24 protein-coding genes are annotated in these 23,003 nt (G+C 54.3%); 17 read left to right on the forward strand and 7 right to left on the reverse strand.

Annotation, left to right across the window (positions count from 1 at the left end; genetic code table 11):
• Nucleotides 1-52: 52 nt before the first annotated feature.
• The 9 genes from rsfS (at nucleotide 53) to lipA (ending at nucleotide 8,577) form a co-directional block, all read left to right on the forward strand.
• Nucleotides 53-370, forward strand: a complete 318-nt coding sequence (gene rsfS / locus FKM52_RS15100) for a ribosome silencing factor (protein ID WP_141176999.1) — start codon at nucleotides 53-55, stop codon at nucleotides 368-370.
• 3 nt (nucleotides 371-373) lie between these two features.
• Entirely contained in the window at nucleotides 374-844 is a 471-nt protein-coding gene (gene rlmH / locus FKM52_RS15105) for a 23S rRNA (pseudouridine(1915)-N(3))-methyltransferase RlmH (protein ID WP_141177000.1), read from the forward strand.
• A gap of 33 nt (nucleotides 845-877) precedes the next feature.
• On the forward strand, nucleotides 878-2,782 hold the full coding sequence (mrdA, locus tag FKM52_RS15110; RefSeq protein ID WP_141177001.1) for a peptidoglycan DD-transpeptidase MrdA: 1,905 nt from the start codon (nucleotides 878-880) through the stop codon (nucleotides 2,780-2,782).
• A gap of 8 nt (nucleotides 2,783-2,790) precedes the next feature.
• The gene (gene mrdB, locus FKM52_RS15115; protein WP_141177096.1) at nucleotides 2,791-3,903 is read left to right on the forward strand and encodes a peptidoglycan glycosyltransferase MrdB; all 1,113 of its coding nucleotides are present in this window, start codon (nucleotides 2,791-2,793) and stop codon (nucleotides 3,901-3,903) included.
• A 10-nt stretch (nucleotides 3,904-3,913) separates the two neighbouring features.
• A complete protein-coding gene (gene rlpA, locus FKM52_RS15120) occupies nucleotides 3,914-4,972 on the forward strand; it encodes an endolytic peptidoglycan transglycosylase RlpA (RefSeq protein ID WP_141177002.1) in 1,059 nt (352 codons plus the stop codon).
• 148 nt (nucleotides 4,973-5,120) lie between these two features.
• Nucleotides 5,121-6,332, forward strand: a complete 1,212-nt coding sequence (gene dacA / locus FKM52_RS15125; protein ID WP_141177003.1) for a D-alanyl-D-alanine carboxypeptidase DacA — start codon at nucleotides 5,121-5,123, stop codon at nucleotides 6,330-6,332.
• Nucleotides 6,333-6,433: 101 nt separating this feature from the next.
• The gene (gene ybeD / locus FKM52_RS15130) at nucleotides 6,434-6,697 is read left to right on the forward strand and encodes a DUF493 family protein YbeD (protein ID WP_141177004.1); all 264 of its coding nucleotides are present in this window, start codon (nucleotides 6,434-6,436) and stop codon (nucleotides 6,695-6,697) included.
• A gap of 82 nt (nucleotides 6,698-6,779) precedes the next feature.
• The gene (gene lipB, locus FKM52_RS15135) at nucleotides 6,780-7,439 is read left to right on the forward strand and encodes a lipoyl(octanoyl) transferase LipB (protein ID WP_141177005.1); all 660 of its coding nucleotides are present in this window, start codon (nucleotides 6,780-6,782) and stop codon (nucleotides 7,437-7,439) included.
• 172 nt (nucleotides 7,440-7,611) lie between these two features.
• Nucleotides 7,612-8,577: a lipoyl synthase gene (gene lipA, locus FKM52_RS15140; RefSeq protein ID WP_141177006.1), complete on the forward strand. Its 966-nt coding sequence runs from the start codon at nucleotides 7,612-7,614 to the stop codon at nucleotides 8,575-8,577.
• Between the two features lie 147 nt (nucleotides 8,578-8,724).
• Here the strand turns inward: lipA and tatE are convergent, their stop codons facing one another.
• From tatE to FKM52_RS22280, 5 genes are all read right to left on the reverse strand, one after another.
• Nucleotides 8,725-8,925: a twin-arginine translocase subunit TatE gene (gene tatE / locus FKM52_RS15145; RefSeq protein WP_141177007.1), complete on the reverse strand. Its 201-nt coding sequence runs from the start codon at nucleotides 8,923-8,925 to the stop codon at nucleotides 8,725-8,727.
• 131 nt (nucleotides 8,926-9,056) lie between these two features.
• Nucleotides 9,057-9,854, reverse strand: a complete 798-nt coding sequence (locus FKM52_RS15150) for a deaminated glutathione amidase (RefSeq protein ID WP_141177008.1) — start codon at nucleotides 9,852-9,854, stop codon at nucleotides 9,057-9,059.
• Between the two features lie 54 nt (nucleotides 9,855-9,908).
• Nucleotides 9,909-10,337 (reverse strand): GNAT family N-acetyltransferase, encoded by a 429-nt coding sequence (locus FKM52_RS15155; RefSeq protein WP_141177009.1) that lies wholly within the window; start codon nucleotides 10,335-10,337, stop codon nucleotides 9,909-9,911.
• Between the two features lie 343 nt (nucleotides 10,338-10,680).
• Nucleotides 10,681-10,890 carry a transcription antiterminator/RNA stability regulator CspE gene (cspE, locus tag FKM52_RS15160; RefSeq protein ID WP_038627478.1) on the reverse strand — a complete coding sequence of 70 codons (210 nt, stop codon included), beginning with the start codon at nucleotides 10,888-10,890 and terminating at the stop codon, nucleotides 10,681-10,683.
• A gap of 967 nt (nucleotides 10,891-11,857) precedes the next feature.
• Complete coding sequence (locus FKM52_RS22280; RefSeq protein WP_442897173.1) at nucleotides 11,858-11,941, reverse strand: small membrane protein YohP; 84 nt, start codon at nucleotides 11,939-11,941, stop codon at nucleotides 11,858-11,860.
• A gap of 286 nt (nucleotides 11,942-12,227) precedes the next feature.
• Here FKM52_RS22280 and FKM52_RS15170 point away from each other — a divergent pair, with 286 nt between their 5' ends.
• Nucleotides 12,228-12,473, forward strand: coding sequence for a hypothetical protein (locus FKM52_RS15170; protein WP_141177011.1), 246 nt, complete (start codon nucleotides 12,228-12,230; stop codon nucleotides 12,471-12,473).
• 49 nt (nucleotides 12,474-12,522) lie between these two features.
• Here FKM52_RS15170 and gntT read toward each other — a convergent pair whose 3' ends face one another.
• The gene (gntT, locus tag FKM52_RS15175; RefSeq protein WP_141177012.1) at nucleotides 12,523-13,839 is read right to left on the reverse strand and encodes a gluconate transporter; all 1,317 of its coding nucleotides are present in this window, start codon (nucleotides 13,837-13,839) and stop codon (nucleotides 12,523-12,525) included.
• A gap of 280 nt (nucleotides 13,840-14,119) precedes the next feature.
• On the opposite strand from gntT, the gene FKM52_RS15180 reads away from it, so the two are divergent.
• Nucleotides 14,120-15,262, forward strand: a complete 1,143-nt coding sequence (locus FKM52_RS15180; protein WP_244316861.1) for an iron-containing alcohol dehydrogenase — start codon at nucleotides 14,120-14,122, stop codon at nucleotides 15,260-15,262.
• On the opposite strand, the gene FKM52_RS15185 is transcribed toward FKM52_RS15180, so the two are convergent.
• On the reverse strand, nucleotides 15,259-16,080 hold the full coding sequence (locus FKM52_RS15185) for a Cof-type HAD-IIB family hydrolase (protein WP_141177014.1): 822 nt from the start codon (nucleotides 16,078-16,080) through the stop codon (nucleotides 15,259-15,261). The two genes, FKM52_RS15180 and FKM52_RS15185, sit on opposite strands and share 4 nt — an antisense overlap.
• A 661-nt stretch (nucleotides 16,081-16,741) precedes the next feature.
• On the opposite strand from FKM52_RS15185, the gene FKM52_RS15190 reads away from it, so the two are divergent.
• From FKM52_RS15190 to FKM52_RS15215, 6 genes are read left to right on the forward strand one after another with little or no spacing between them, the layout of a single operon-like run.
• Nucleotides 16,742-17,341, forward strand: a complete 600-nt coding sequence (locus FKM52_RS15190) for a helix-turn-helix domain-containing protein (RefSeq protein WP_141177015.1) — start codon at nucleotides 16,742-16,744, stop codon at nucleotides 17,339-17,341.
• Nucleotides 17,342-17,381: 40 nt separating this feature from the next.
• Nucleotides 17,382-17,924 carry a fimbrial protein gene (locus tag FKM52_RS15195; protein WP_160250565.1) on the forward strand — a complete coding sequence of 181 codons (543 nt, stop codon included), beginning with the start codon at nucleotides 17,382-17,384 and terminating at the stop codon, nucleotides 17,922-17,924.
• Between the two features lie 56 nt (nucleotides 17,925-17,980).
• Nucleotides 17,981-18,664, forward strand: coding sequence for a fimbria/pilus periplasmic chaperone (locus tag FKM52_RS15200; RefSeq protein WP_141177017.1), 684 nt, complete (start codon nucleotides 17,981-17,983; stop codon nucleotides 18,662-18,664).
• Nucleotides 18,665-18,710: 46 nt separating this feature from the next.
• The gene (locus FKM52_RS15205; protein WP_246085537.1) at nucleotides 18,711-21,251 is read left to right on the forward strand and encodes a fimbria/pilus outer membrane usher protein; all 2,541 of its coding nucleotides are present in this window, start codon (nucleotides 18,711-18,713) and stop codon (nucleotides 21,249-21,251) included.
• The gene (locus tag FKM52_RS15210; RefSeq protein ID WP_141177018.1) at nucleotides 21,242-21,763 is read left to right on the forward strand and encodes a fimbrial protein; all 522 of its coding nucleotides are present in this window, start codon (nucleotides 21,242-21,244) and stop codon (nucleotides 21,761-21,763) included. Before FKM52_RS15205 ends, FKM52_RS15210 begins: the two co-directional genes overlap by 10 nt.
• The gene (locus FKM52_RS15215) at nucleotides 21,760-22,800 is read left to right on the forward strand and encodes a fimbrial protein (RefSeq protein WP_246085538.1); all 1,041 of its coding nucleotides are present in this window, start codon (nucleotides 21,760-21,762) and stop codon (nucleotides 22,798-22,800) included. Before FKM52_RS15210 ends, FKM52_RS15215 begins: the two co-directional genes overlap by 4 nt.
• Nucleotides 22,801-23,003 lie beyond the last annotated feature (203 nt).

A 23,003-nucleotide genomic window follows, 5' to 3' on the forward strand; every position in this document is an offset into this window, starting at 1 on the left:
TCGTCCGACGCCGTCGTCAGACAACAGAAACCGTTACCCAAGGGGGAACCTTTTGCAAGGTAAAGCACTCCAAGACTTCGTTATTGATAAGATTGATGATCTGAAAGGTCAGGATATCGTTTCTCTCGACGTGCAGGGTAAATCCAGCATCACCGACTGCATGATTATCTGTACCGGTACGTCTTCGCGTCACGTGATGTCGATTGCCGATCACGTAATGGAAGAATCCCGCGCCGCCGGCCTGATGCCGCTTGGCATGGAAGGCAAAAACGCCGCGGACTGGATCGTGGTCGATCTCGGTGAGGTTATCGTTCATGTCATGCAGGAAGAGAGCCGTCACCTGTATGAGCTGGAAAAGCTCTGGAGCTAAGCCGTGAAGTTGCAGCTTGTTGCCGTAGGCACCAAAATGCCGGACTGGGTTCAAACCGGCTTTATGGAATACCTGCGTCGCTTTCCGAAGGATATGCCGCTGGAGCTGACCGAGGTTTCAGCCGGGAAGCGCGGTAAAAATGCGGATATCAAGCGCATCCTCGAAAAAGAGGGTGAAGCGATGCTGGCCGCCGTCGGTAAGGGCAACCGCATTGTCACGCTGGATATTCCCGGACAGCCCTGGGAAACGCCGCAGCTTGCCCGGCAGCTGGAACGTTGGAAGCAGGATGGACGTGACGTCAGCCTGCTGATTGGCGGCCCGGAAGGGCTGTCGCCGGCCTGCAAAGCAGCAGCAGAGCAGAGCTGGTCTCTTTCGGCGCTAACGCTGCCTCATCCGCTGGTACGCGTCTTAGTCGCAGAAAGCCTGTATCGTGCATGGAGCATCACTGCGAATCATCCTTATCACCGTGAATAATTCGATAAGGCAAACCGGACAACCAAACAGCGGATGAAATCTCAACGCAACTCTTTTCGTGACTATACTGCCGAGCAGACCCTTTTCGTACGGCGAGCGCTGCTGGCTTTCGTCGGTATTCTTCTGCTTTCCGGCGTGCTGGTGGTCAATCTGTATCACCTGCAGATCTTACGCTTCGATGATTACAGCACCCGTTCCAACCAGAACCGCATTAAGCTGGTGCCGGTGGCGCCAAGCCGCGGCATTATTTACGATCGCAACGGCGTCGCGCTGGCGCTGAACCGCACGATTTATCAGGCGGAGCTGGTGCCGGAGAAGGTCGATAACCTCAAACAGACGCTGCAGGAACTGCGGCCTATTCTCGATCTCACCGACGACGATATCGAAAACTTTGAAAAAGAGCGTAAGCGCTCGCGTCGCTTTACCTCTATCGCCCTGAAAACGGCGCTGAACGATGTGCAGGTGGCGCGCTTCGCCGTTAACCAGTATCGCTTTCCCGGCGTTGAGGTAAAAGGCTATCAGCGTCGCTATTACCCTTACGGCCAGACGCTGACGCACGTGGTCGGCTACGTGTCGAAAATTAACGATCGCGACGTCGCACGCCTCGATAAAGAGGGCAAATGGCCTAACTACGCCGCTACTCACGATATCGGCAAGCTGGGCATTGAAAACTATTATGAAGATGTGCTGCACGGCAAAACCGGCTACGAAGAGGTAGAGGTCAATAACCGCGGGCGCGTCATTCGTCAGCTGCATGAGCAGTCGCCGCAGGCCGGACGCGATATCTGGCTGTCGATCGATCTGAAACTACAGCAATATATCGAAACCCTGCTGACGGGCAGCCGCGCCGCCGTAGTGGTCAGCGATCCGCGCACCGGCGAAATTCTGGCGATGGTTTCCACGCCGAGCTACGACCCTAACCTGTTCGTCGATGGCATTTCCAGTAAGGATTACAAGGCGCTGTTGCAGGACGCAAACCGTCCGCTCTATAACCGCGCCATCCAGGCCGCCTACCCGCCCGCCTCGACGGTCAAACCCTATGTAGCCGTCTCGGCGCTGAGCGCGGGGGTAATCACCCGTAATACCACCCTGTTCGATCCCGGCTGGTGGCAGCTTCCCGGCTCCGAAAAACGCTATCGCGACTGGAAAAAATGGGGGCATGGCCGGCTGAACGTCACTAAATCGCTGGAGGAATCCGCCGATACCTTCTTCTATCAGGTCGCCTATGATATGGGCATCGATCGTCTGTCGGAATGGATGAGTAAGTTTGGCTATGGCCAGCGCACCGGCATCGATCTGCCGCAGGAGAATCCCGGCAATATGCCGACGCGCGAATGGAAAATGAAGCGCTTTAAAAAACCCTGGTATCAGGGCGATACTATTCCGGTTGGCATCGGCCAGGGGTACTGGACGGCTACGCCGCTGCAGATGAACAAGGCGCTGATGATCCTGATTAACGACGGCGTGATCCGCACGCCGCACCTGCTGCGCGCCACGCGCGAAAACAATCAGCTGGTGCCCTATCGTCAGCCGCCTGCCGTGCCTATCGGCGATATCCACTCCGGCTACTGGGAGATCGCTAAAGATGGCATGTACGGCGTAGCGAACCGGCCTAACGGCACGGCGCACCGAAGCTTCGACAACGCCCCTTATAAGATTGCGGCGAAATCGGGCACCGCCCAGGTTTTCGGGCTGAAAGAGAACGAAACTTACAACGCGCATAAAATCGCGGAGCATCTGCGCGATCACAAACTGATGACCGCCTTCGCTCCTTATGATAAGCCGCGCGTGGCCGTCACCATGATTCTGGAGAACGGCGGCGCAGGCCCGGCGGTAGGCACCGTGATGCGTCAGATTCTCGATCACATTATGTTAGGCGATAATAATACGGTGCTGCCGGATGCCGCGCCGACTCCGCCCGGTTATGAAGGTGAATAACGATGTCCATGAACGATAGCCCGCAGAAAAAGTCGATCTGGACCAGGATTCATATCGATCCGCTGTTTTTGATTATTATTGCCTGCCTGCTGTTTTACAGCGCCTTCGTTATGTGGAGCGCCAGCGGCCAGGATCCCGGCATGATGGAGCGAAAAGTCGGCCAGATCTTTATGGGGCTGGCGGTAATGGTGGCGATGGCGCAGGTGCCGCCGCGCGTTTATGAAGGCTGGGCGCCCTATCTGTATCTGGTATGCGTGGTGCTGCTGGTGGCGGTGGACGCCTTTGGCCATATCAGTAAGGGGGCGCAGCGCTGGCTCGATCTCGGCGTGGTGCGATTTCAGCCGTCGGAAATTGCAAAAATTGCCGTGCCGCTGATGGTGGCGCGCTTTATTAACCGCGATATCTGTCCGCCGACGCTGAAAAATACCGGCATCGCGCTGGTGCTGATTTTCGTGCCGACGCTGCTGGTAGCAGCGCAGCCCGATCTCGGCACCTCAATTCTGATTGCCGCCTCCGGCCTGTTCGTGCTGTTTTTAGCCGGCATGAGCTGGCGGCTGATCGGCATCGCCGTTCTGCTGGTGGCCGCCTTTATACCGGTACTGTGGTTCTTTCTGATGCACGATTACCAGCGCGCCCGCGTTATGATGCTGCTCGATCCGGAGAGCGATCCGCTGGGCGCCGGTTATCATATTATTCAGTCTAAAATCGCTATCGGCTCCGGCGGCCTGCGCGGTAAAGGCTGGCTGCACGGTACACAGTCACAGCTGGAGTTTTTGCCTGAACGCCACACCGACTTTATTTTCGCCGTACTGGCGGAAGAGCTGGGGCTGGTCGGCGTGCTTATTCTGCTGGCGCTCTATCTGCTGCTGATTATGCGCGGATTGGTTATCGCCGCCAGGGCGCAAACCACCTTTGGCCGCGTGATGGCGGGCGGCCTGATGTTGATTTTGTTTGTTTACGTTTTTGTTAATATCGGCATGGTAAGTGGTATCTTACCGGTTGTCGGCGTACCGCTGCCGCTGGTGAGCTACGGGGGTTCAGCGTTGATCGTTCTGATGGCGGGATTTGGCATTGTCATGTCTATCCACACTCACCGAAAATTGTTGTCTAAAAGCGTTTAAGAGGCTCTTGATGCGTAAGGATTGGCTTTGGGTGGGTGCAGCCTCGCTGCTGCTGGCCGCCTGTACTGTGACAGAACAGCAGACGTCGGCGCCGCAACAGCCGCCGGCTTATAATGGCCCGGTGGTGGAAATTGGCGGCGTCGAGCCGCGCTACGAGCCGATAAATCCCGCCACCAGCCAGGATTACCGCGTTAACGGCAGGAGCTATCGGATTATTAAAGATCCCGCCAACTATAGCGAAACCGGCCTTGCAGCATGGTATGGCGAAGAGGCTAACGGCACCCGCACCGCCACCGGCGAAAACTTCGATCCTGAAGCGTTAACCGCCGCGCATCCTACCCTGCCCCTGCCGAGCTATGTGCGCGTTACCAACCTTGCCAACGGCAGGCAGCTGGTGGTGCGCGTTAACGATCGCGGCCCCTACACGCCGGGACGTATCATCGATCTTTCCCGTGCCGCGGGCAATCGGCTGAATATCTCAAACAATACGCGCGTGCGCGTGGACTATATTAAGGTGGCGCCGGACGGCTCGCTTTCCGGCCCCGGCACTATCGGCACCGTGGTAGCGAAACAGAGCTATGCGCTGCCTGCACGTCCCGATCTCAGCGGCGGGATGACCATTATGGGCGGCGCTGCCGCTCCTGCCGCCACGCCAGCGCAGAGCGTGCGCCCGATCGATAACAGTACGCTTAGCGGCGCAGATCAAATGGGCGCGCCGGTACACAGCAGCGGCCTCCTCGGCGCGCCGGGACCGTTGCCGACGGGCGTGCTGGAAGGCAGCGAACCGCCGCCTGTCGCTGCGCCAGCAAACGAAAGCGTCGACGCGCCGGCCACCGGTAATTATGTGGTGCAGGTCGGCGCCTTAAGCGATGCCGAACGTGCGCGTCAGTGGGCCGATAAGCTGAAAGCGCAGTTTGGCGTGCCGGGCAAGGTGGTTCATAACGGCGCGCTTTATCGCGTACAGCTGGGGCCGTTCTCATCGCGCCAGCAGGCGGCGGCGCTGCAGCAGCGGTTGCAGAGCGAAGCGAATCAACAATCCTTTATCACCGCAGCTGACGGCGGCATATAAAGCGTAAAAGCAGCAACGTTGCGCCACGCCGGCCCGAAACCAGAATTCTGGCCGCTTTGTTGGCGCAAAGTTGGATGCCTGTAAAAACGCCTTTTGTTATAGTAAGGCACTTTTCTCACTAACCTCCACGGATGTTGTTGTCCCTAACATGAATACGCTGAAACCCTGTCACTATTTTAAGCGCCTGGCGGCGGGCACCGTGATTGCCCTGAGCCTGAGCCAGGCCGCGTTAGCTGAAGATATTAATCTTAAAACCATGATCCCTGGCGTACCGGACATTGATGCGGAAGCCTATATCCTTATCGACTACAACTCCGGGAAAGTGCTGGCGGAAAAAAACGCCGACGCGCGCCGCGATCCGGCCAGCCTGACCAAAATGATGACCAGCTACGTTATCGGTCAGGCAGTCAAGGCGGGCAAAATCCATCAGGATGATATCGTTACCGTCGGCCAGGACGCCTGGGCCACCGGCAACCCGGTCTTTCGCGGCTCCTCGCTGATGTTCCTGAAACCGGGCGATCGCGTGCCGGTTTCACAGCTGACGCGCGGCATCGTCCTGCAGTCCGGCAATGACGCCTGCGTGGCGATGGCGGATTACGTGGCGGGCAGCCAGGATGCGTTTGTCGGCCTGATGAACAACTACGTTAAGGCGCTGGGGCTGCAAAACACCCACTTTCAGACGGTACATGGTCTGGATGCCGAGGGGCAGTACAGCTCGGCGCGCGATATGGCGCTGATTGGTCAGGCGCTGATCCGCGACGTGCCGGACGAATATGCGGTATACAAAGAGAAAGAGTTTACCTTTAACAATATCCGCCAGATGAACCGTAACGGCCTGCTGTGGGATACCAGCCTGAACGTGGACGGCATCAAAACCGGCCACACGTCTGCCGCCGGCTACAACCTGGTCGCCTCCGCCACCGAAGGCCAGATGCGCCTAATCTCGGCAGTTCTTGGCGGCCATACCTATAAGGGGCGTGAGATTGAAAGTAAAAAGCTGCTCACCTGGGGCTTCCGCTTTTTTGAAACCGTCGCGCCGCTGAAGGCAGGAAAAGAATTTGCCTCCGAGCCGGTTTGGTTCGGCAATAGCGATCGCGTTCAGCTCGGCGTGAATAAAGATATGTATCTGACCATTCCGCGCGGCCGGATGAAAGATCTGAAGGCCAGCTATGTGCTGAGCAATACCGAGCTGCACGCCCCGCTGCAAAAAAACCAGGTGGTCGGCTCCATTAACTTCCAGCTGGACGGCAAAACCATTGAACAGCGTCCGCTGGTAGTGCTGAATGAAGTGCCGGAAGGCGGCTTCTTTAGCCGTATCGTGGATTATATCCGGCTGATGTTCCACCACTGGTTCGGCTAAGCTTCGCCAGTTCTGGTTGATATTGGCGGTCTGCGCCCATATAAACCTGTTATCTGTCCACTCCCGCTACGGCGGGAGTCTTTTTTAGCACCGGAGTCCCTATGAAAACCAAACTGAATGAACTGCTCGAATTCCCCTGCTCCTTTACCTATAAAGTGATGGGGCTGGCGCAACCGGAGCTGGTCGATCACGTGGTGGAAGTGGTGCAGCGTCATGCGCCCGGCGACTATACGCCTGAGGTAAAACCCAGCAGTAAAGGCAACTACCACTCCGTATCCATCACCATCACCGCAACGCATATCGAGCAGGTTGAAACGCTCTATGAAGAGCTGGGCAAAATTGAAATTGTGCGCATGGTGTTATAACGCGTTTCCGCGGTCAGGGCGGGTAGTGCTCGCCCACGGCCAGCGTTATACTGACTTCTTTCTCTGAAGCGGAAAGTACGTTTTGCAACAGCCTTCTCTTATTGTTCGCCAGCTGGGCCTGCGCCCCTGGGAACCCGTCTCGCTTGCTATGCATCAGTTCACCGATCGACGCGACGCCGATACGCCAGATGAGCTCTGGCTGGTAGAACATCCTGCCGTTTTTACCCAGGGCCAGGCCGGGAAAGCTGAGCATCTGCTGATGCCGGGCGATATTCCGGTCGTGCAGAGCGATCGCGGCGGTCAGGTTACCTATCACGGGCCGGGTCAGCAGGTGATGTATGTGCTGATCGATTTGAAGCGGCGCAGGCTGGGCGTGCGCCAGCTGGTTACGGCAATGGAACAAACGGTAGTGGAGACGCTGGCGCATTACGACGTAGCGGCCAGCGCCCGCCCGGATGCGCCCGGCGTCTATGTTGACGGCAAGAAGATCTGCTCTCTCGGTTTGCGTATCCGTCACGGCTGCTCGTTTCACGGTCTGGCGCTGAATGTCGCTATGGATCTGTCGCCTTTTCTGCGTATTAATCCCTGCGGCTACGCCGGGCTGGAGATGACCCAGCTGAGCGCTTTCCGCGCGGGCGTCACGCCAGACGAGGTGCAGCCGCTGCTGGTGGAAAAATTCCTGCAGCAGCTGCAGATTGAAGCGGCAAGCTGGCAGCCGGCGCAGCAGCTTGATCTGTTGTAACCCTGCGTGCGATTTTACAATTCAGCAACCCATTCCGCACTCGGCAGGCTGTTTGTCAGGCGGCGAAGTGATATAATTTTTGCGTTTTTTACAAATCAAGTTGAAAAAGCAAATAGCTCAAAGAGTTACGGCCTGTTTTCAAACTGCAATCCAACCTGGAAGCTGCAAGATTATGAGTAAACCGATTCAGATGGAACGCGGCGTTAAGTATCGCGACGCAGATAAAATGGCGTTAATCCCGGTGAAAACCGTCGTCACCGAGCGTCAGGAGTTATTACGCAAGCCGGAATGGATGAAAATCAAACTGCCCGCCGATTCCAGCCGCATTCAGGGGATTAAGGCGGCGATGCGTAAAAACGGTCTGCACTCTGTCTGCGAAGAGGCCTCCTGCCCTAACCTTGCGGAATGTTTTAACCATGGCACGGCGACCTTTATGATCCTCGGCGCTATCTGCACCCGCCGCTGCCCCTTCTGCGACGTGGCGCACGGACGTCCGTTAACCCCTGACAGCAACGAGCCGGGCAAGCTGGCCCAGACCATTGCCGATATGGGCCTGCGCTACGTGGTGGTTACCTCCGTCGACCGCGACGATCTGCGTGACGGCGGCGCGCAGCACTTTGCCGACTGTATCAGCGCCATTCGCGAAAAAAGTCCAACCATTAAAATCGAAACGCTGGTGCCTGACTTCCGCGGACGTATGGATCGCGCGCTTGATATCCTTACCGCGACGCCGCCGGACGTGTTTAACCACAACCTGGAAAACGTGCCGCGCCTCTATCGTCAGGTGCGTCCCGGCGCCAACTATGAATGGTCGCTGCAGCTGCTGGAGCGTTTTAAAGCGGCGCACCCGTCAATCCCTACTAAATCGGGCCTGATGGTAGGGCTGGGAGAAACCAACGCGGAGATTGTGGAAGTCATGCGCGATCTGCGGCGCCACGGCGTAACCATGCTGACGCTGGGCCAGTACCTACAGCCAAGCCGTCACCACCTGCCGGTTCAGCGCTACGTTAGCCCGGCGGAGTTTGATGAAATGAAAGCCGAAGCGCTGGCGATGGGCTTTACCCACGCGGCCTGCGGGCCTTTTGTGCGCTCCTCTTACCACGCCGATCTACAGGCGAAAGGGATGGAAGTAAAATAATACGCGCCGCGCGCCAGGAAAAACGCAGCTGACAGCAAAAACGCAGCTGACAGCTGCGTTTTTTTCGCGCCGATATGATAAAAGCCAGCAAAAGCTGGCTTTCAGTCGGTACACCGTTACATCTTGTAACCTAATATCGCGCGCGGATTACTCTTTGTGACTAACGCGCTCGGCCGGCAGCTCTTCTGCTTGCGCAGGCGCCGCGCCATCTTCATCCTTCATCGCTTTTTTAAAGCCTTTGATGGCAGCGCCTAGATCGCCGCCCAGCGAACGAAGCTTATTTGTGCCGAACAGCAGTACGATCAGCGCACCGATAACCAGTAATTTGGCAATACTGATACCTTCCATAACACCTTCTTACATTAACCGAAGACAACCGCCGCTATTAACGCGCAGAACGCTGCTTAATACAACAGCGACATGTAACAGAGTGCTAATTTTACCGGCCGCGCCGCCTGCGCCGAAAGGCCGGGCGCCGCTCAGCCTTCAGCGTCCAGCTGCGGGCGCGCGAAGCGGCGGTTAGCCAGTACCGGCAGCCGCTGACGCGCGCTGGCCAGACGCTGCGCCTCCAGCTCGGCAAACACCAGCGCCGGCTCCTCCGCCGCGCGGGCGATAATTACGCCAAGCGGATCGACAATCATACTGTTGCCGATATTGCGCGCACCGCATTCCCCCACGGCAATAAGGTAGCAGGTATTTTCCAGCGCACGCGCCGTAGCCAGCACCTCCCAGTGATGCTCCTTTAGCGGGCCTCGTACCCAGGCGGAAGGTAATACCAGCACGTCAGCGCCATCCAGCGTCAGCCGGCGAGCCAGCTCCGGGAAACGAATATCGTAACAGGTCATCATGCCGACTTTCATACCGCCGACGTCCACCAGCGGCGGCACCCGGTTACCGGCGTTTACCCGTTTTGATTCCTGCATGGCAAAAGCATCATACAGATGCAGCTTATCGTAACGGGCGATAATCTCTCCCTGCCGCAGTGCGATCTGCGCGTTAACGGCGCGCTGCGGTCCGTCAGGAATATGCATGCTGAAGATGGTGGTTAACGCGCCTTCCTGACTCGCCTGCCGCAGCTGCGTTAAAAAAGGCCCGTCGAGCGGCTGCGCCTCTCTTACCGCCAGCCCCGGATCGTTAATATCCGCCGCCAGAATCGCTTCCGGCAGCACCAGCAGCACGGCCCCCGCCTCGTGCGCCTGGCGCATCAGAGAACGGCAGGTAGCGGCGTTTTGCCGCCATTCTCGCGCCACGGCAAACTGTCCCATCGCGACTTTCATGGCGCTATGCCCCTTTTTATCCAGCCGGGCAGCAGGCGCCCGCCAGCCGCCCGTTCAGGGCTGCAGCGACTTAATACGATAGCGCGGCGATTCCAGATAGTTTTCGCGCGCGTAAAACTGATTCGCTTTGATGCGTGTTTCATTACAGTGCACCTCCATTCGATCGCAACCCCGCTCGCGCGCCTGCTGTTCAGCATACTGCAGTAACTGTTGCCCCAGGCCCTGGCTGCGCACCCCTTCCGCCACGCAGAAATAGCTGATGCGGGCAAAGTCTCCCGCCAGCGCCAGCTGCGGAATAAAGTGCAGCGATAAAAAGCCCAGCACCGACTGCCGATCTTCGGCTACTAACAATAATTCATCGGGATCGGCCATCAGCTGCTGTAATCGCTGCGCCATAAAGCTCCCGGTATCGCCATAGCCTAATTCATTTAATAACGAGATAAGGGAAAAACTGTCTTCAGCCAGGGCGGGACGAATGTGCATAGTGACTCCGGGAAACCAGCGAATGCATAAGCTTAATCAGAGTTATAGACGTAGCTGATGCAGAAAGGCAAGGGAATCGAGTCGACAAAAGGTGAGAAAATTCTTTTATATGCCGCAATGCAACAATTAATGTTTTCTTAATCTTGCATTGACAAAATAAGCAGCAGACCAGAAGGAGAACCCCCTCATGAAAGATCTGCTGCCGCTGTGCTTTTCCGAACTCTTCGCCGTAGTGCTGAGCGGCCTGTCGCTGATTTTTTTCGTCGCTCTTTATGTATACCGCTAACGACAGCCGAAAAAAAAACCCGCCTGAAGGCGGGTTTTTAAAATTCTGACTGTTAACTTACAGAGCGATAACGTTAGCAGCAGATGGGCCTTTTGCGCCGTCAGTGATTTCAAACTCTACGCGCTGACCTTCAGCCAGGGTTTTGAAACCATTGCTCTGGATAGCAGAGAAGTGTACGAATACGTCTTTGCTGCCATCTTCCGGAGTAATGAAGCCGAATCCTTTGGACTCATTAAACCACTTAACGTTACCTTTGATCTTGGACATCTATATTACCTTTACATGAAAAATGGACACTAAACTGTGTCGGGGTTAAGTACAGCAATTGCTGCGCCTTTTGTCCAGTGCGCCGTGAAGAAAAAGTGATAAATATCGCTATTTTTTCACGACGGGCGCTTTTATCGCCGTTAAAAACCACCAGATTTGCTCGCCATTTCTGCGTCAGTTAGGCTGTTTTTTATTTTAAGCTGCTAAAAAATAAGCGTTTTATAAGAGTTAACGCCCTGTTAAGCTCTTGCCTGACCGAAATGTAAAATAAAATCTCTACACCAACGTGGATGTCACGCTGCGCCTGTTTCACCGACCAATGAAAGCAGACCTTTTTCCGTCCCTTCTCCGCGCCCCGATGCATGCGGTTACTTATTAACTCTATATCTTCTCAAGCTGTGCCCCACGGCTCTTATTCACAAAATCTCATCAATTGTTCATTTTGCCGCCATAGATTCTTATTAAGAACACTGGATTTTAAGAGATAAAAAAACGTCAACCACTGAAAAATATCTTACTAAATCTTGATAAATATCATTGAATCACACTATTTTTCAGCTAAAAAAATGCAAACAACCAAAGAAAGCCATTAAATTGTTTTAATTTTCATCACTTTACTGTCAACCATACACCCGACAAACACATAAAGTAAATTTATAGATCTTTATTGAGTTTTTGCTAAGATATTCCCGCCGCGAAATCAGTATCAGCAGTAAGGAAGATAAGGATGGTCATGAAAGTCAGATGTACCGCCTGTGGTAGTAAACGGTTTCGCTATACCACTGGAGATCAGAAAGGGAAATTTCACCATGGTGCGGTATGTGCTTATTGTTTTAAACCTTTCACTCCGCAGGATTTACTACCTAATACAGAAATTGGTTCAGTTAATCGTGCTACTTTTGATCAACGCAGCAGATGCTAACGCGCAATTCAGGCGGCACCTCATTTATGGCGCCGCCTGATTGCACTAGAACAAAATCTTAAACACGCCGGTTAACGTCAGCAGACCAACAATAAAAATGATGGCGATAATCCACAGTATAATTTTCATTCCATTCTCTCCCCTGCCCGGCCGCCATGATATTGGTCCGGCCCTTAAGTAAATTTCCCTGCGCTGCCGGCTTTAGCACAGCGCGCCGTGCCAGCGGCAACCGCAGCGGCACCTGTCGCTTAAGTATAGTTAAGGCTGTAAATTCTGCATTTCTGCGAGCCGGATCGTACTGTGGCGCGCACTTTGTATTGCCGCGTTCTCTGTACAAAAAAACAACGCTAAACTTATAGCGCAGCCCGGAGGGAGCGTTACGGCTCCGCTTCTTAACCTGTCAAAAGGAGGCGTTATGAGTACGCTTAATACCTGTATGGGCAGATACTGCCTGAAGGCGAAAAATGCCGGCGGACATATCAAAGGTTCTATCTCCATCAACGATGAGGGTGGAGCCCAACTCTCGCTGCAGGAGTTTGAAGAGCACTATCTGGATGATGTGGTTAACAACGTGATCTACCCGATAACCGGCGGCAATCGCGACATTACCCATGCGCTACGCGAGCAGCTGATCAAGGCTGGCTTCCGGCAACCACACTAAGTTAAAGGGTCACCGCCGCGTGACCCCGATTTTTAGCCGCTTTTGACGCTCACAGCAGAGCGGAAAGCAGCAGGCAGCCAAGCAGGCCGCACAGCGAAATAATGGTTTCCAGCGCCGACCAGGAGCGCAGCGTTTCGCCAATCGTCAGGTTAAAATACTCCTTAAACAGCCAGAAACCCGGATCGTTAACGTGCGAGAAGATCACGCTGCCCGCGCCGACGGCGATAACCATCAGTTCAGGACTGGCGCCGGTGGTGGCGATTAGCGGCGCCACAATGCCGCCTGCCGTGATGGCCGCCACGGTAGCTGACCCCAGCGCAATACGCAGCACGGCGGCAATAGACCAGGCCATAAAAATGGGCGAGACGTTGGTTTCATGCAGCAGGCCGGCAATATATTTATCCACGCCGCTATCAACCAGCACCTGCTTAAACGCCCCGCCGCCGCCAATGATCAACAGCATCATGGCGATGATCTTAATCGAGTCCGTCAGCGTCTCCATCACCTCTTCCATGCTGCGTCCACGGTTCAGACCAAAGGTGAAAATGCCAATCAGCACGGCGATAAGCGTAGCCATCACCGGATCGCCAAAGAATTCTGCCCAGGGAAGTAAAGCGTGCCCTTTTGGCAACAGCATTTCCGCAACGGCGCGCAGCGCCATCAGGATTACCGGCACCAGCGCGGTCCAGACGCTTACGCCAAAGCCGGGCATCTCCGCTTCGCTGAAAGTTTTTGGGTTATACAGCCCCTGCGGAATCGGCTTATCGATATTCTTCAGGAAGTGTGCATAGACCGGCCCGGCCAGAATGACCGTCGGTATCGCCAGCAGCGTGCCGAACAGCAGCGTTTTCCCCATATCGGCATTGAACAGCGTGGCGATAGCGGTTGGCCCCGGATGCGGCGGCAGAAAGCCGTGGGTAACGGAGAGCGCCGTAGCCATGGGTACGCCGATATAAAGTAGCGGTACGCGAGCGGAGGCGGCAATACTGAACACCAGCGGCAGCAGCAGAACAAATCCCACTTCATAAAACAGCGCAAACCCGACGGTAAAGCCGGTCAGTACTACCGCCCACTGGATATAGCGTCGCCCAAACTTCGCAATTAGCGTAGTGGCGATTCGCTGCGCCCCGCCGCAGTCGGCCAGCAGTTTGCCCAGCATGGCGCCAAAGCCCATAATAAGCGCCAGGCTGCCCAGCGTGCTTCCCACGCCCGTTTTAATCGAGGCGATAACCTTGTTGACCGGCATGCCCTGCATCATACCTACCGCCAGCGCAACCAGAATCAGCGCAATAAATCCGTTAAGCCTGAAGCGAATCATTAGCAGCAGCAGGAGAGCAACTCCTACCGCAACGATAACTAATGGCATACTATTTCTCCGGGGAATAACCGCTAAGGAAAAGGCCTCTGCTTTTGTGCTACGTTGCGCATTAGCCATCGCGATAACAGAGCAGCCGACGGGCAAGCCGCGTCCTGCTGTTACCGATAACATGTTAACGGTAACGTTTTGCGGCGGGAATGCGGCCCGCAGGCAGAATTACCGTTCTGCGAAGGCGATCAAATTTTTATCTTGGCGTTAACATCTGTCGGCGTTATGCCGCAACAGGATGGCCGTTCACCATTTCAATCATAGCGCTGCGGAGATAAACGTGTTAATCAGCCAGACCATCGCCAACCGGCAAACCTTCTTCGGACGCGGCAGCCTGCAACAACTGCTTCCGCTGCTGCAACAGCCTGCGCTGCCTACCCTGCTGTTTTGCGGCGCATCTTTTCTCAAGGGGCCTCATTACGCCGCCATGAGCGCGCAGCTGGAGCCGCTGCTGATCGGCCAGCAGATCGTCACGCACGAGGCCTCGCCGGACGATATCGATCGCTGGGTGGCGCGCTGGCGCGGTAAGGCTGAACGCGTGGTTGCTGTCGGCGGCGGCAGCGTGCTGGATGCGGCAAAGGCTTTCGCCGCCGTCAGCCAGCATCCGCTGAAGACGCTACGCTATCTGGAAAAAGTGGGCGATACCCCGATCAGCGGCGCGACGCTGCCGCTGATCGCTATCCCCACTACCGCCGGAACCGGCAGCGAAGTGACGCAAAACGCCGTGGTTACCGACCAGGCGGAGGTTAAAGTGAAGGCATCCCTGCGCCACGCCAGTTTTGTTCCACAGGTCGCTATCCTTGATGCCAGTCTGCTGGACGCCACGCCGGACAAGATCCTGGCCTGTTGCGCTATCGATGCGTTTACTCATCTGTTTGAAGCCTGGCTGTCAGCAAAAGGGAATTTTTTTACGCGTCAAACGGCGCTTAACGGCATGCGGCACTTTGTCGCCGCCTGGCCCGCGCTTAATCGTCAGGATCGGCAGGGTGATGAAGCGCGCGAGGCGATGCTGCTGGCCTCCTGGCTGGGCGGTCTGAGCCTGAGTATGGCGGGCCTGGGCGTAATCCACGGCATCGCCGGCGAGCTGGGCGCGATTAAAGAAGAACATCATGGCGAAGTTTGCGGGCGCCTGCTGTTCCCGTTCCTGAGGTTGCTGGATAACAGTACGCATCCGGAGCAGCAGGCGCTCATGGCCGAGCTTCAGCTGGCGCTGTTTGGCGCGCCTCACCCTTCCCCTGCCGGACAGCTAAGCCAGTGGCTGCAAGAGCAGGCTATTTTCCCGTTCTGGCAGCGGAAGACAGCCCTAAGCGCGGCAGAAATCGACTGGATAGTCGCGCGCGCCAACAGTAAAAATTCGCTGGTTAGCTATGATAAAGCCCAGCTGCGCTGGATGCTGGAGCAGGCCTGGCGCCGTACGGCTTAATCAAAAGGATAGCGTCCATCCAGCAGCTGCTGAATAACATCCAGCACGCCTTCATGGTTATTGTCGGGCGCCTGGTAGCGCGCCGCGCGCTTCACCCGCTCCGGCGCATTAGCCATAGCAAAGCCGAAGCCAGCCTGCCTCAGCATCTCTAAATCGTTGCCGCCATCGCCGAAGGCCACCACCTGCGAATCATCAATGCCCCAGCGCTGCTGCAAAAGCCGCAGCCCGTGGGCCTTATGCAGGCCGGGTATAATCAAATCGACGGAACCGTGGCCGCTGGTCACGGCGGTCGCCACGCCGGCATGATAGCGTTCAATATCGGCCATCAGCGTCGGCACATATTCATCAGAGAGATTAAGGGCGAATTTAAACAGGCGGTCATCAATCTCTTCCAGCCGCGCTACCGGCTGCAGACGATGGCAGTAACGGCGCATTTTCTCTATATAGGCCGCAGGTGTGGCGGCAAAATACCAGGCGCTTCGATAGCCGCAGAGCACATAGTTCAGATCGGGATAGCCGCCGCGCGTCAGAGTATCAAGCACCTTCGGCACATCCTGGCGCGCGAATTCACCAACAAAGCGATCCTCTCCCGCCTCAACAACATAGGCGCCGTTTTCCGCCACAAAAGCGATTTCATCCGCGACGTGCGGGAAAAAAGAGCGTAGCTGGTAGTACTGGTTACCGCTGGCGACGACAAAACGAACGCCACGCGCTTTGAGCTGCGCATACTGCTGCTGAAAGCGTTCGCGGTTATAATGCTTTTCATCATTGAGAAAAGTACCATCCATATCGACAGCAATAAGTCTGATATCTGCCATATTGTCTCTCTTCTGCTTGCTTTCACTTGCCTCAGCTTAGCGACTTTCTGCCAGCTATTCGCCCCGCGACGGAAAAAAAGCAGCACGCCAGATCAAGGTTAGCTCTGACAAGCGCCGTGGTTACGTCGCGATCGCCGCGCCGCCCCTGATGCCATCTCCAGCTTCGTGGAAGATTAATCCGACTGAACGCTATGCGAATTATCTAAAGGGCGGCGACAGCGGACTGATGCGGCGGCGGCTGTGCCACGCTCGTCTGGCAAGGCCTTCGACGCCGCGCATAACGCAGTAAAACGGCCGCCTTTAATATGAGAATACTTTAATATTTACAAGAACAATTACTTAAAGTTAAAGATTTATTTCCATTAACGCATAATGGATAAATCCTAATAAAAATAGTGAGTTCCATTATTTTCTTAGGAATTTTCAGCAAAATATCTGATACTACCTTCAGACAGTAAACATTAGAGAAAACCAATTTCCCATGCCAATGACAGTGAAAAACTTCAAAATCTGATGATTTATAGTGCGTTTTATTTTAAAAAAGATGATTAGCCAATCAATTTAAAATTATATTCTGTTTAATGGCGCGGATTGACGTTTTATTGATTGGAGAAATAAAAACATTACATTAATCACAGGGCGTGAGGGGGTAATATAAAAAATGATGCTTAGCCTGAGAGAGCGTAAAGATATTGCGATTCTGGACCCAAATAACTTCACTCGTCAGGGCATTGCCGCGCTTTTACTGGAATTAGATGAAAACATCACCATCAAAGCATCAGTCCGTAGCTATGATGTTTTACATATGGTTCTGGATAAGTGGCATATCAACTTACTCTTCATCTCAGAAAATATAGCGGGACAGCCAGGCTTCAGCTGCTTAGCCTGTTTGAAAAAAATAAAAAAAGATTACCCGGATTTGATGATATGCCTCTACTCCGAAGAATATATCCCATCGCACTGGCTAAGAAACAATATAGATGCATTTTTTTCGCTAAAAGATGCGATGCCCGTCTGGCAGGCAAAAGCGGCAAGCATCTTAAAAGATTTTCGGCGCCCCAATAAATATGCCGCGCCTCGCCTTCATCTTACCCAGGCGGAGTGGCAAATTTTATATGGGCTAAAAAGCGGCCACTCATTAACGGCGATCGCGCAAAAAGAGAAGCTCTCTTACCACCGCGTGAGCGCCTTAAAAGTCTCAGCAACAAGGAAGCTGGGGCTGAAAAACAAGGCGGATTTACTGGTTTTTCTGAGCCATTAAACCACCGCCTGTCGGGAGCATGACTGTTAAAGGGAAAAAAATGGACACCACAATTAAAAAATATCTGCCGTCAAAAAAAATCTTAACTGCGGTTCTGGCAACGCTGTTTCTCAGCGCTGGCGCAGCTCAGGCTAATACCGGAACGGTAGAGTTCGCCGGCAGCATCGTGGAATCAGCCTGCGTGATCGCAAGCGACAGCATTGCCTTAAATATTGATATGGGATCGGTAGGGAGTAAAACGTTAGCGGCAGCCAACAGCGAATCGCCGATCAAAAAAAGCTTCACCATTAATTTAAACGGCTGTGATAACTCCGTGTTAAAGAACGTGGTGGTCACTTTTAACGGCACGCCGGATTCAACTGACGCTACTGCGCTGGCAACCAGCGATGCCGCCAGAAAGGTGGCTATCCGCTTCTATGATACGGATGGTTCAAGGCTGAATTTAGGCGCGGCGTCCAAATCCGTCAGCCTGAACCCCACGGCTACGCCGTTAACCTTTAAGGCCACGCTCATTTCGCCGACAGGCACTGCGACGGCAGGTAGTATCACCGCAACGGCAACCTATACCCTTACCTATGCCTGACTGGCCGGTCCGATCGCAAGATCGGACTTTTCTTTATATATGCAATGGAATGAACTATGCGGTTATTATCCGTCATTTTGTTACTGGCTGCTTTTCTTCCTCTGCCGCAGGCAAAAGCTGGCGGAGTAGGATTAAGCGTCACCAGGATGGTCTATTTAAGTTCGGCTAAACAAGCCTCATTAAGCGTCAGAAATACCACCAAAGAAGATCCATTTCTTATTCAGTCATGGATAGAGAATGAACAGGGAGATCGCAGCAACGACTTTGTTATCACTCCTCCGCTGTTTGTATTAAAACCCTCTTCAGAAAATGCGTTGAAAGTGATCTTTAGCGGCGAACCTGCCAGTCAGGATCGCGAAACGCTCTACTGGCTGACGGCAAAAGCGATCCCTCAGATGTCGGATGATACGCAAAAAAACGTGCTGCACTTCGCCTCGGCCAGCCGGATTAAGCTCTTTTACCGGCCGGCGAACCTGGCTGACCAGGCAGATAAAGCCTGGGAGATGATTAGCGGCAATCTGCACCGCAACCGTATTAGCTTAAAAAATCCCACGCCCTACTACATTACCCTTGTTGAATTAAAAGTGGACGGCAAAACGATGAAACCGCTAATGCTTGCGCCGAAAAGCGAGGCCGAGCTGGAAGGTAGCTTCACGCAGGCGCAGCAATTTTCCTATCGCACCATCAATGACTATGGCGCCTGGACCGCCGAGGTGACTCGACAATTAACCACACGCTGACGCGTTCTCTGAGTTAAAATTGCCTGAACAAGGAAGTAAAACCATTGTGAAGCCAGGAGTCCTGTTTGTTCTGATTAATTTATCATTAGTCGGAACCAGCGCCTGCGCGCAGAGCGGCTGGCGCTTTAATCCCGCCTTTTTAAATGGAGAAAATGCACATAGCGCCGATCTGAGCTGGATAACGGCAGGGTTAGATTTTCCGCCCGGCAGCTATGACGTTACGGTATTTATTAATGAGAACTACGCCTTTACCGGAAAAGTGCTATTAAAAATGCGCCAGCAGCAGGGAGAAAAAGTCCTCACGCCCTGTATCACGCCAGAACAGCTCGCCATGACGGGCATCGATGTCAGTCAGGCGCCGGAAGCGGCCAGCGCCGGCCCTCAGCGCTGTTATTTCCTCGCGCAGCGCTTTCCAGGCGTTACCTTCAATTTCGATCAAAACAACCTTCACCTCAGGTTTAGCGTACCGCAGCGCTATATAAAAAAGCTGCCGCGCGGCTATGTCAGCCCGGAGCTGTGGGAAAATGGCATTACTTCCGCCTGGCTTAATTACGTCGCTAATGGCACGCACAGCCTGTCCCGTGGTACAAGGCGCGTACGGCAAAATCGCCTTTTCACCAGCCTGAACAGCGGCATAAATCTGGGCTCGTGGCGTTTGCGCGACTACTCTACCCTGAGCAGCAGCAGCGGCGCAAAGACGCAGCTGACGCATATCCGTTCATGGCTACAGCGTGACGTTCCGGCCATACGATCGCAGATAACGCTTGGTGAAACCTATACCTCAACGCAAATTTTCGATGCCGTGGCTTTACGCGGCCTTGCGCTTAGCTCCGATGATAATATGTTGCCCGCCAGCCTGCGCGGTTATGCTCCGGAAGTTCGCGGCATTGCCAACAGCAACGCCATTGTAACGGTACGTCAGAATGGCAACATGGTTTATCAAACTTCGGTGCCGCCGGGTGAGTTTATTTTACAGGATCTTTATCCGGCCTCTTCCGGCGAAGATTTAATCGTCACCATTCAGGAAGAAGACGGCAGCGAAAAGCAATACAGCATTCCCTTTGCCAGCAACCCTAACCTGATTCGCACGGGGCAGTTTAAATATTCACTGGGCCTGGGGCGCTTTCGTCCGTCAAATAATCAAAACGATCCTTTTTTCTTCCACGGCGAAGCCTTTTACGGCTGGCGTTACGGGCTGACTTTTTACGGCGGAGCACAAATTTCTTCTAATTATACCGGTATGGCGCTGGGCGCCGGGCAAAATATGGGAAAACTGGGCGCCTTTGCGCTGGATGCGACTCACAGCATCAGCCAGCTGCCGAACGGCAATACCTTTCACGGCGACGCTATTCGCCTGCGCTACAATAAATTAATTTATCAGGCGGGCACCCGCATCAACTTTTATTCGTGGCGTTTTTCTACCAAAGGATTTTATACCCTGAACGACACCACCTATAAAAAGATGACCGGCAGCGAAAACACCTTATCCGTCAATGACGATGACGATGCGGATTCGAATTACCAGAATAACCATAATCTGAGCCTGACGCGCAAGGCGAAAAACCAGGTTTTACTTTCACATCCGCTTCAGCGCCTTGGCACGCTATCGCTTTCATGGGAAAAGCAGACCTACTGGCACACCGACAACGCAACGGAAAGTATGCAGTTTGCCTGGCATAACACGCTGCGCAACCTGACCTGGGGCGTCAACTATCAGCAAAGCACCATGCTGTTCGATAGTAAAAAAGATAATATCATCGCGCTGTCTCTTTCTGTCGCCCTCGGCAAGCCCGCTAATCTGACGCGCCTGCGCTATTCCCATAGCTGGTCAGCCGCTAACGGCAGCGTACAGGGCGCCGGCGTGAGCGGCCATTTGCCGGAACAGAATAATTTTACCTATAACCTTAATCAGCGCTATAACGCACGCCGGGAATATGGCGGGGATATAGCGATGCAATATCGCGGGGCGACGGGCGACTATTATCTCAGCTATGGCTACTCGCCCCATTCCCGACAATATAATTACGGCGTCAGCGGCGGAGTGGTTCTGCATGACGACGGCGTTACGCTCAGCCAGCCGCTGGGCAATACCAATATTTTAATCAAGGCCCCTGGCGCCGCTCATGTCAGTATCAAACACTACCGCGGGATAAAAACCGACGGGCGCGGCTACGCCGTGATCCCCTACGCCACGCCATACCAGCTTAACCGCGTTGAAATGGATATCACCACTGCCGGGCATGAGGTGGAAATAGACGATGCGATCGTGAATAAGGCTCCCACTGAAGGCGCGCTGGTCAGAGCGACGATACCGGTACGGGTGGGAATGAAAGCGATGTTTATACTGCGGCACCAGAATGGCGTTCTGCCGTTTGGCTCAGTCGTTACGCTACAGGATGAAAAGTCCCATACCGGTATCGTCGGCGACGGCGGCAGCCTCTATTTATCCGGCCTGCCGAAACAGGGAAAACTGCTGGCCGTCTGGGGCCGGGGGGCTGATAAATCCTGCATCGCAGACTACCAGCTTAGCGGGCAACATTATCGCTCCGTCACCGGCCTCTACTCACAGGAGCTGATATGTCGCTAAGCCGCCAGCTACTATTCGCAGGCCTGCTGCTTGGCGCCCTCCCCGGTTACGTGCAGGCTTACGACACGCTGATTACCGCCAGCGGAAATATTGTCGGCAACGGCTGCACCATAGCCGCAGACAGCAAAAATATTCATGTGCCGTTAGGCGAGATCGGCATGCGTAATTTCACGACTTCCGGTAGCCGGGTCAGCCCCGGCAAATCCTTTGTGATTAACCTGGAAGAGTGTTCATCTACCTTCCGCGGCGTCAGGGTACGGTTTATCGCCACGCCGGATCAAAAAAACCCGCAGTACATTAAGGTTGATGAAGGCGGAGCCAGCGGCGTGGCAATACAGCTGCTGGATCGCAATGAAAACCCCGTCGCGCTAAATACGCTAACCCCTGCCTATGAGTTGACGGAGGACGACAGCGTACAGATTAAATTTTACGCGCGCATGGTTGCTACAGAAACAACGGTCAATGCGGGAGCGGTTTCTGCTGTCGCCACCTGGATGCTGGAGTATCAATGAATAACTTCTCTTTTCGCTTATTTTTTCGCTTGCTGACGCTATGGTTCGGCTTAAACGGCGGCGCTTCCGCCATGGACAAATTTACCGATATCACCTTATCGCCTCTGCCGTTGTACTATTCTGCTCCGGCGGAAGCCACGACACCGGGTAATATTATGGGCGTAACCTGGACTGAAACGATGGAGGTTGCTGAGGTTATCTGGTGCGACTTTATTTTTGTTTGCGCGACAGGCACGGTAGAACCATCAAGCACGATTCAATCCGCCGGATTTTCCGTAACGCTAAATGGCGCGCGCTATAACGTGTTTGAAACCAGCGTGCCGGGAATAGGCTATATCGTGGCGGTAAAAGACTACAACGCCACCCACTATATGCCTTTGCAAATGGCGCAAGTGCAGACCTTTCCTGCCGACGACGCCGCCCCTGGCTATTCACCTTCGCTTGGCTGGTCGATAAAAGTGACCTTTGTTAAAACCGGCGAAAAATTACAGTCGGGATCGCATCGATCGCCGCTGATCCACGTTGCGGTCTTAACGGCCATTGACAGCGCCAACGTCAGTACCATGGCTGATGTCTATATCAATCCCACTACTTTTATCGTAAAAGCCGCTGGCTGTACCGTTGATACCGACAGCGTCGATCTGAAGCTGGGCAATATCAACCTGCGCGAACTGCCCGCCATTGGCAGCACTTCGCCGGCGGCGAATTTTACTATTGATGTCGACTGTGATGAAAATATTGCCTTAAACGCGGTCGTCACCGATCAAAGCAATCCTGATAACCGATCGACGGTGGTTTCGCTTACCGGCGATTCTACCGCGGCGGGCGTAGGCGTGGAGTTCTTCTATAACGGCACCGGGCCGTTAAAGCTCGGCCCGGACAGCGCCGCGCGCGGCACCGCCAACCAGTTTTTTATTCAGCGCACTGGCCAGGCGCAAAGGCTCTCTTTACCGTTTCAGGCGCGCTATATCCGCACGGGCGAACTGACGCCGGGATCGGCCAACGCGTTAGCCAGCGTGACGTTTTCCTATCAGTAACAGCAAGGATTAAGCCAGCGTCAGCAAACTAACCGCCAGTATTTTTTTCACTTTTTTCTCCTCAGGGATAAATTCAGGCGCAATCCCGGCATTCGGAGAAGAGTGGATAAAAGCGAAGCGATGCGCCCTTTCATCTGTGCGGGCTTTTAAAGCTATTAACCAGGGGGCGGCCGCGGCAAGAAAAGGTTGCCGGCCTGCGGGCA

It is taken from the genome of Mixta tenebrionis (assembly GCF_006517625.1).
GTDB lineage: Bacteria > Pseudomonadota > Gammaproteobacteria > Enterobacterales > Enterobacteriaceae > Mixta > Mixta tenebrionis.

Excerpts from the sequence above, each read along its gene's own strand:
- lipA (WP_141177006.1), top strand. The coding sequence starts at position 7,612 with ATGAGTAAACCGATTCAGATGGAACGCGGCGTTAAGTATCGCGACGCA.
- cspE (WP_038627478.1), bottom strand. The coding sequence starts at position 10,890 with ATGTCCAAGATCAAAGGTAACGTTAAGTGGTTTAATGAGTCCAAAGGA.
- mrdB (WP_141177096.1), top strand. The coding sequence starts at position 2,791 with ATGAACGATAGCCCGCAGAAAAAGTCGATCTGGACCAGGATTCATATC.
- FKM52_RS15215 (WP_246085538.1), top strand. The coding sequence starts at position 21,760 with ATGAATAACTTCTCTTTTCGCTTATTTTTTCGCTTGCTGACGCTATGG.
- mrdA (WP_141177001.1), top strand. The coding sequence starts at position 878 with ATGAAATCTCAACGCAACTCTTTTCGTGACTATACTGCCGAGCAGACC.
- FKM52_RS15185 (WP_141177014.1), bottom strand. The coding sequence starts at position 16,080 with ATGGCAGATATCAGACTTATTGCTGTCGATATGGATGGTACTTTTCTC.
- FKM52_RS15190 (WP_141177015.1), top strand. The coding sequence starts at position 16,742 with ATGATGCTTAGCCTGAGAGAGCGTAAAGATATTGCGATTCTGGACCCA.
- FKM52_RS15195 (WP_160250565.1), top strand. The coding sequence starts at position 17,382 with ATGGACACCACAATTAAAAAATATCTGCCGTCAAAAAAAATCTTAACT.
- FKM52_RS15200 (WP_141177017.1), top strand. The coding sequence starts at position 17,981 with ATGCGGTTATTATCCGTCATTTTGTTACTGGCTGCTTTTCTTCCTCTG.
- FKM52_RS15155 (WP_141177009.1), bottom strand. The coding sequence starts at position 10,337 with ATGCACATTCGTCCCGCCCTGGCTGAAGACAGTTTTTCCCTTATCTCG.
- FKM52_RS22280 (WP_442897173.1), bottom strand. The coding sequence starts at position 11,941 with ATGAAAATTATACTGTGGATTATCGCCATCATTTTTATTGTTGGTCTG.
- tatE (WP_141177007.1), bottom strand. The coding sequence starts at position 8,925 with ATGGAAGGTATCAGTATTGCCAAATTACTGGTTATCGGTGCGCTGATC.
- FKM52_RS15210 (WP_141177018.1), top strand. The coding sequence starts at position 21,242 with ATGTCGCTAAGCCGCCAGCTACTATTCGCAGGCCTGCTGCTTGGCGCC.
- FKM52_RS15170 (WP_141177011.1), top strand. The coding sequence starts at position 12,228 with ATGAGTACGCTTAATACCTGTATGGGCAGATACTGCCTGAAGGCGAAA.
- gntT (WP_141177012.1), bottom strand. The coding sequence starts at position 13,839 with ATGCCATTAGTTATCGTTGCGGTAGGAGTTGCTCTCCTGCTGCTGCTA.
- rlpA (WP_141177002.1), top strand. The coding sequence starts at position 3,914 with ATGCGTAAGGATTGGCTTTGGGTGGGTGCAGCCTCGCTGCTGCTGGCC.
- ybeD (WP_141177004.1), top strand. The coding sequence starts at position 6,434 with ATGAAAACCAAACTGAATGAACTGCTCGAATTCCCCTGCTCCTTTACC.
- FKM52_RS15150 (WP_141177008.1), bottom strand. The coding sequence starts at position 9,854 with ATGAAAGTCGCGATGGGACAGTTTGCCGTGGCGCGAGAATGGCGGCAA.
- dacA (WP_141177003.1), top strand. The coding sequence starts at position 5,121 with ATGAATACGCTGAAACCCTGTCACTATTTTAAGCGCCTGGCGGCGGGC.